This is a genomic window from Niastella sp., from assembly GCF_045805085.1.
In the GTDB taxonomy this organism is placed as follows: domain Bacteria; phylum Bacteroidota; class Bacteroidia; order Chitinophagales; family Chitinophagaceae; genus Niastella.
This window is the reverse complement of sequence record NZ_JBJMLX010000539.1, coordinates 1-7,287: the sequence shown is the minus strand read 5'-3', so window position 1 is coordinate 7,287 and position 7,287 is coordinate 1. Positions and strand designations below refer to the sequence as shown.

Annotated in this window: 4 protein-coding genes; all 4 read left to right on the top strand. The window is 42.9% G+C overall.

Annotated elements, in window-relative coordinates:
• Positions 1–683: 683 nt before the first annotated feature.
• The 4 genes from ACJ751_RS28045 to ACJ751_RS28030 all read left to right on the top strand — a co-directional run bounded on the left by ACJ751_RS28045 (position 684) and on the right by ACJ751_RS28030 (position 7,228).
• Positions 684–2,234, top strand: coding sequence for a hypothetical protein (locus ACJ751_RS28045; protein ID WP_407748852.1), 1,551 nt, complete (start codon positions 684–686; stop codon positions 2,232–2,234).
• A 120-nt stretch (positions 2,235–2,354) separates the two neighbouring features.
• Entirely contained in the window at positions 2,355–4,214 is a 1,860-nt protein-coding gene (locus ACJ751_RS28040) for a M1 family aminopeptidase (RefSeq protein WP_407748851.1), read from the top strand.
• 172 nt (positions 4,215–4,386) lie between these two features.
• Positions 4,387–4,740: a hypothetical protein gene (locus ACJ751_RS28035; RefSeq protein ID WP_407748850.1), complete on the top strand. Its 354-nt coding sequence runs from the start codon at positions 4,387–4,389 to the stop codon at positions 4,738–4,740.
• 136 nt (positions 4,741–4,876) lie between these two features.
• Positions 4,877–7,228, top strand: a complete 2,352-nt coding sequence (locus tag ACJ751_RS28030) for an ATP-dependent helicase (protein ID WP_407748849.1) — start codon at positions 4,877–4,879, stop codon at positions 7,226–7,228.
• Positions 7,229–7,287 lie beyond the last annotated feature (59 nt).

Genomic DNA, 7,287 nt, shown 5'->3' with positions numbered 1-7,287 from the left:
GAAACAGTTGATTGGATGTATCGGTAGAAAAAGCCATGGTCTCACTCACTTTGCGGCAAGATAAGTAATGGGCCAGAAAGGGCAATTATAAAATGATCTTAAACAAGTTCCTGGACATTGGGATGTCTGGCACTGTTAGCCTTCATCTTAAGGTCACATTTTGTGACCTCAGGATTCTTATGCATTAAATATTTTTATATCCCCTGTTGTTCAGCGCTAAAAGGTTATTCTAAAGGATTTTTGATGGGAATTATATAAAATGGACCAGCGGGAACGTCATATTTTAAGCCACGAAATACTAAAAACTGACTTTTTTTTATGATCCAGATAATTAAAAATGGGGTAAATTGTAGAAATGACCTATATTAGCAGTGGCTAAATGAAAAAAGCCACCTGTAGAAACAGCTGGCCTCTAACGATTGCTTGCCATATGAAAAAAGAGATAAATCTATTTGTCTTTTTGAATACCGCGCATTAACTTGCCGTATTCTTTTTTGAGCCTCTAATGATTGCTATATACACTAACGATTGCTTCCCATAACCATTTGCTCATTTGCTGAATCAAAAGTAGGATGTAAATCCGTACCTTTCAAAACATCTTACTACCGGTTTAATTACGCCAAGGGCGTGAAAAAAATCCTAAAACCTTTGCCGGTATTGAGTTTCAGACAAATTTCATAATTATGTCCAACCGATTTACAGATGCGTTGTTTCAATTGGTTCACTCGCTGGAGAAGTCGGAAAAAAGGCACTTTAAACTTTATATAAAAAGGAGTTCGGCTAACGAAGACTTGAAGATCATACGACTGTTCGACGCGTTGGATAAATTGCCAGAGTACGACGAAAAGTTGTTGCTTAAAAAACTTCCAGACATTCAGAAGCCGCAGCTTGCCAACATAAAGACCCATTTATATAAACAGTTACTAGGCAGCCTTAGGCTGTTGAAAGCCACCGAAAATATTGATCTTCAACTTAGTGAACACCTTGACCATGCGCGGGTGCTTTACAATAAGGGATTAAAACTGCAAAGCCTTAAAATTCTTGAAAGGGCTAAAGAGATCGCACGTGCCAACCAGAAATTCAATTTTCTGGCCCAGGTAATTTCTCTTGAAAAAAAGATCGAGACCCTTCACATTACCCGCAGTTCTACCGAAAAAACAGCTATACTGGCAGAAGAAGCCCAGGAGATCAGCAGCCATATCGATCGCGTAACGCGATTGTCGAACCTGGCCCTGCTCTTATACCGCTGGTTTGTATTAAACGGGCATGCCCGCAACCCGGAAGATGAGCAGGCCCTGAAAAAATACCTGAAAGAATACCTGCCTACCGATCAAAATGCAGTAGATGGTTTTTACGAAAGGCTATACCTGTACCAGAGCTACAACTGGTATGCATTTATCAAGCAGGATTTTTTAATGTATTACCGCTATGGTCAAAAATGGATAGACCTGTACAATGAGCATCCGGAAATGAAAGAGGTGGAAACGGGCCACTATATAAAGGGCATGCACAACCTGCTGAATGCCCATTTTGACCTGCGTAATTTCAAGCAATTTGAAATTACGCTGAAGCAGTTTGAGGAGTTTTCCAAAACACCGATAGCTACTCACCACGATAATTTCCGCACGCATACTTTTATTTATATCAATGGCGCCAAGATCAACCAGCACCTGATGCAGGGCACTTTTAAGGAAGGCCTGGCACTGGTACCTGAAATTGAAGAAAAGCTGGAAGAATATGCGCTGTTTGTTGATCAGCATCGTATCCTGGTATTCAATTACAAAATTGCCACGCTGCATTTCGGGAACGGTGATTTTGAAAAGGCTATCGATTACCTGCAACGCATCATCAACGGGCCGCTCGACATGCGCATCGATTTGCAATGTTACGCCCGGTTGCTGCACATGCTGGCCCACTATGAAATGGGAAATTTCGAACTGATGGAATCGCTGAGCAAATCGGTTTTCCGGTTTATGGCCCGCATGAAGAATATAACGGTAATAGAAGAAGAAATGCTGAAATTCCTTCGCCATTCGTTTGGCATCAGTCCACGGGAGTTAAAACCTGAGTTGGAAAAATTCTTAAATAAGATCAAACACCTGGAAAAGAACCCGTACGAAACACGGGCCTTTGCTTACCTGGATATTATTTCCTGGACGGAAAGCAAAGTATACCAGAAACCCATGCAGGAAATTGTATATGGAAAATATTTACAAAGTAAACATCGGCGTTAATTATAGTTTTATATAGAATAAGTAAAGCCCCCGACAATATCATCGGGGGTTTTGCTTTTTATGAATGGCAGGGAAATAGCGAACGAGGTTTGTATATTTATCTATAATTAAACGATGCGTATGTTGATTAAACAGTCATTGGTAATACTGGCATTGATTGGTAGCGCGCGGGCAAGTGCCCAGGAAACATTGAGCATGCCCAGTAATTTGCCGGCAGCTTATGAAAAGAGTACCCGTACCAACAGCGGAGAGCCTGGCACTAAATACTGGCAGAATACCGGTACCTATAATATCGATATCAACTTTAATCCCGAAACCCGGTTGCTGACCGGCAAGGTTGACATTGATTACGTCAATAACAGTCCAAACACCTTACAGCAGATCGTTTTCAAGCTGTATCCCAATATTTATAAAAAGGGAAGCATGCGCATGATGCCGGTGAGATCACACGATATTACCGATGGCGTGCATATTTCTTCCTTTCAGGTTAACAGTGCTGCTATCGACAGCAACCAGTTACGGATAGATGGAACCAATATGATGGTGCAGGTTCCGGCGCTGGCGCCCGGCGGTACCATGCACTTTAGTATTCAATATGCGTATACGCTCAATAAAACATCTCACATCCGTACCGGCGAAATAGAACCCGGGGCAGATTTTATTGCTTACTTCTTCCCCCGTATTGCGGTATACGACGATATAGATGGCTGGAATATGGAGCCATACCTGGGCCCGCAGGAGTTTTACAATGATTTTGGCAATTTCAATGCGACCATTACAGTGCCTGGAAATTATGTAGTATGGGCCACTGGCGATCTGGCCAATTGCAATGAAGTGTTGAATGAAACGTATTGTCAACGGTTGCGCACAGCTGAACAGCAGGATGAAGTTGTTAACATCATAGATTCTGCTGATCTGAAACAAAAAAATATTACGCGGCCAAACGCTTTTAATGCATGGAAATTCTCGGCCACCAATGTTACCGATTTTGCTTTCTGCGTGAGCGATCATTACCTGTGGAAAGCTACGAGCGTGGAAGTGGATCCTGCCACAAAAAGAAGAACACGCGTGGATGCAGTTTTTAATCCGGCGCACAAAGATTATTATGAAGTAGTTGATTTCAATAGAAAAACCGTGTGGGCCATGAGCCATGTGTTTCCCCGCTGGCCTTTTCCCTATTCGCATGAAACCATTTTCGACGGGCTCGATCAAATGGAATACCCTATGATGGTAAATGATAATCCGCTGGAAAGTCGTTCGGAGACCATCGAGCTGGTTGACCATGAAGTGTTTCACACCATGTTCCCTTTTTACATGGGTATAAATGAAACAAAATACGCCTGGATGGATGAAGGCTGGGCCACCATTGGAGAATGGATCATTTCTACGATCATTGATACCAGTTTAAGGGACGGTTATGGCGTTCACGGCTATGAAAGTGTGGCAGGTTCTGAAAACGATGCGCCTATTACCAGTTTGTCAACACAAATGACCGGCACCAACTATTTTGTAAATTCCTATCCCAAGCCCGGTCTCGGTTATTTGTACGTGAAAGATATGTTGGGCGACACGCTGTTTACTAAGGCATTACACTATTATATTCAACAATGGCAGGGTAAACATCCCATTCCCTTTGATTTTTTCAATTGCATGAACACTGGTTCGGGTAAAAATCTGAACTGGTTCTGGAAAAGGTGGTTTATCGATGGTGGCGTTCCTGATCTGTCATTAAAAGTAAAAAAACAGGCAGGCTACAAAATTACTGTTGATTGTAAAGGGAATAAGCCTGTACCGGTTGATGTCACCTTGACATACGAGGATGGTTCAACAGAAAAGATCCACCGGTCGATCGCAGTATGGGAAAAAGCGGGTTCCATTTCATTTTCAATTCCTGAGAAAAAGGCGCTAAAATCTGTTTTGCTGGGAAGTACCTACGTTGCAGATGTTAACAGAAAGGATAATATATGGAATAACAAGTAATGGTTTTTTTGTATGTAGCAGGGTTTATGCTTATTTTAGGTTGTTAAAGTGGAAAACCAGTTTAAGTTTTTTTTAAATTTCATTCGTTTTTGCAAATAAAATTTACATCTTTGCAGACGCTTGCTGCCGTAACATAAAGTTTATTATTTCCATAGTAAAACCGCTTAGAATAATGTATACTCACATTTGGCTGAAATACCTGCCCATTATTAGGATTTTGATGAAGAAATCGGCTGTAGGTGATCAAGTGCTCAACCTCAATCGTCCAGATTTTGAAAAGGCCGGCGTTGCACGCAAAGCCGGATACAAATTCACCATTGAGTACACCAATGGTAAAGTGGCGAATGTAATCAGCACCTCACAGTTGGCCCTTGACCTTGCTGCTGTTATGCTTGAAGATGCAACCATGAAGACTTTGTTGGCTGCTAATAACTACACAATTAGCCTGAATACAAAGTTCCAGGTGAGCATTAAAAATGTCACTCCTCAGGCTGAGGCGCTGGTACTGGAAGAAACTACTGCGTAAGCAGGTAGCTTTCGTTCACACTTTTAACCCTTACATTTTCCTTTACCGGAATAATGAATTATATAGTCCTTCTCTTAATTGAGAAGGACTTTTATTTTTTGCTACAAATAACAGACAGAGGCATTAACTTGCATTAATGCAAGATTACTTACAGGGATTGAACGCACAGCAACGTGAAGCTGTTATACATAGAGATGGTCCGTTAATGATTGTGGCCGGTGCAGGCAGTGGTAAAACAAAAGTGCTTACCACCCGTATTGCACACTTAATGGCAAGCGGGGTAGATGCATTTAACATTCTTGCGCTCACCTTTACCAATAAGGCTGCCAAGGAAATGAAAGAGCGTATTGAAAAGGTGCTCGGTAACAATGAAGCCAGGAATTTATACATTGGTACTTTTCACAGTGTGTTTGCCCGCATTTTACGGGGTGAAGCACATAATATAGGTTATCCCAACAATTTTACCATTTACGATACCGACGATACAAAGAGTGTAATAAAAACGGTGGTGAACGAGCTGAACCTCGATGATAAACATTACAAACCGGCCGCCGTTTACAATCGCATTTCAAGCGCCAAGAACGCGCTGGTTGGTCCGGCAGAATATGCCAACGACTATGCCCTTCAACAGGAAGATCTGCGCGCTAACCGCCCGGCGATTGCACAGATCTATGATGCGTATGTAAAACGCTGTTTTAAAAACGGCGCTATGGATTTTGACGATCTGCTGTTGAAGTTTTACGAACTGCTTAGAAATGTACCCGAATCACTGAGCAAATACCAACGTAAGTTCAAATATATTCTGGTTGATGAGTACCAGGATACCAACCCTGCCCAGTACGAAGTAATAAAACTGCTGGGAGCCATGCATGAGAACGTGTGCGTGGTAGGTGATGATGCGCAAAGTATCTATAGCTTCCGCGGCGCCACCATTGAAAACATTTTGCAGTTCCAGAAAGATTATGAAGACGCTAAAGTGGTGAAGCTGGAACAAAACTACCGCAGCTCCAAAAGCATTCTCGATGTAGCCAACGAGGTTATCAAAAACAACAAAGGACAAATTCCCAAAAACCTTTGGACAGATAAAGGCGAAGGCGAAAAAATAAAGCTGGTACGTTTGAACACCGATAATGATGAAGGTAAGTACGTAGCCGATACCATCCAGGAACAAAAACTGCGCAACCATTATAACAACCGCGATTTCGCCATTCTTTACCGCACCAATGCACAAAGCCGCGCGTTTGAAGAAAGCCTGCGTCGTATGAGCATACCTTACACCATGTTTGGTGGACTCAGCTTCTATGCACGTAAGGAGATCAAGGATTATGTAGCATACCTGCGCGTTATTGTTAATCCCCGCGATGAAGAAGCTTTGAAGCGTATTATCAATTACCCCGTACGCGGCATTGGTAAAACAACCATCGACAAAACGGTTTTAATGGCCAATCAGAATAACATTACCATGTGGGAAGTGTTGGAGCGGGCGAGTGAAGTTGGCTTTAAAGCAGGCACACTGGAAGCGATCGAAAACTTTGTGGTAATGATAAAGAGCTTTGCCAGTATGCTGCAAAGCAAGAATGCGTACGATGTGGCCGTGCATGTGGGTAAGCAAACCAATTTTGTAAAAGAATTATTCAACGATAAAAGCACCGAAGGCGTTCAACGTTACGAGAACGTACAGGAGTTGCTGAACAGTATTAAAGAGTGGACCGAAAGTCCCGATACTGAAGAAGGGGAGGTGACTGACAAAAGTTTGGGCGCCTATTTGCAACAGATCACCCTGTTAACGGATGCGGATGAAAAAGATCCCAATGCCGATACGGTAAAACTGATGTCGATACACGCTGCGAAAGGCCTGGAGTTTGGCTGTGTATTTGCCGCCGGTTTGGAAGAAATGCTTTTCCCCAATGCCCTTGCTATCAATACCCGGGAAGAGCTGGAAGAAGAGCGCCGCCTGTTTTATGTGGTAATTACCCGGGCAAAAGAAAGACTCTGGATCTCCTACGCCAATACCCGTTACCGCTTTGGTAACCTGGTTCAAAATGAACCCAGCCGTTTCCTGGATGAATTGCCTGAACAATATGTTGACAGAAGCTTTGCCGGTGGCGGTTTAAAAAATCAGATTAATAACCGCAGCGCTTATGACAGAATGAACGGCGGTGGCTGGGGAGGTGGTAATTCGGCTGCCAATGCAGAAAAGCGTTATGGCGCCCCACCGTCAAAAAAATCATCTACTACGCCCAGCACACCTTCTTATATAGCACCCAAACAACAAAGCAAACCGGTGGAGCATGTGCCCTCACCCGATTTCGTGGCCAGCGATATTTCTAATTTACAGGTTGGTCAACGGGTTGAACACCAGAAGTTTGGTTTTGGGGAAGTAATAAAAATGGAAGGAAGCGCACACAACCCCATTGCTACTGTGAAGTTTGATACGAACGGGGAAAAGAAGATCATGCTTAACTACGCACGACTAAGAATATTATAACTTAGCTAAATAAATGCTGCCTCCGGTTCCCGGGGGCAGTTTTGTGTGCGCCATGCATG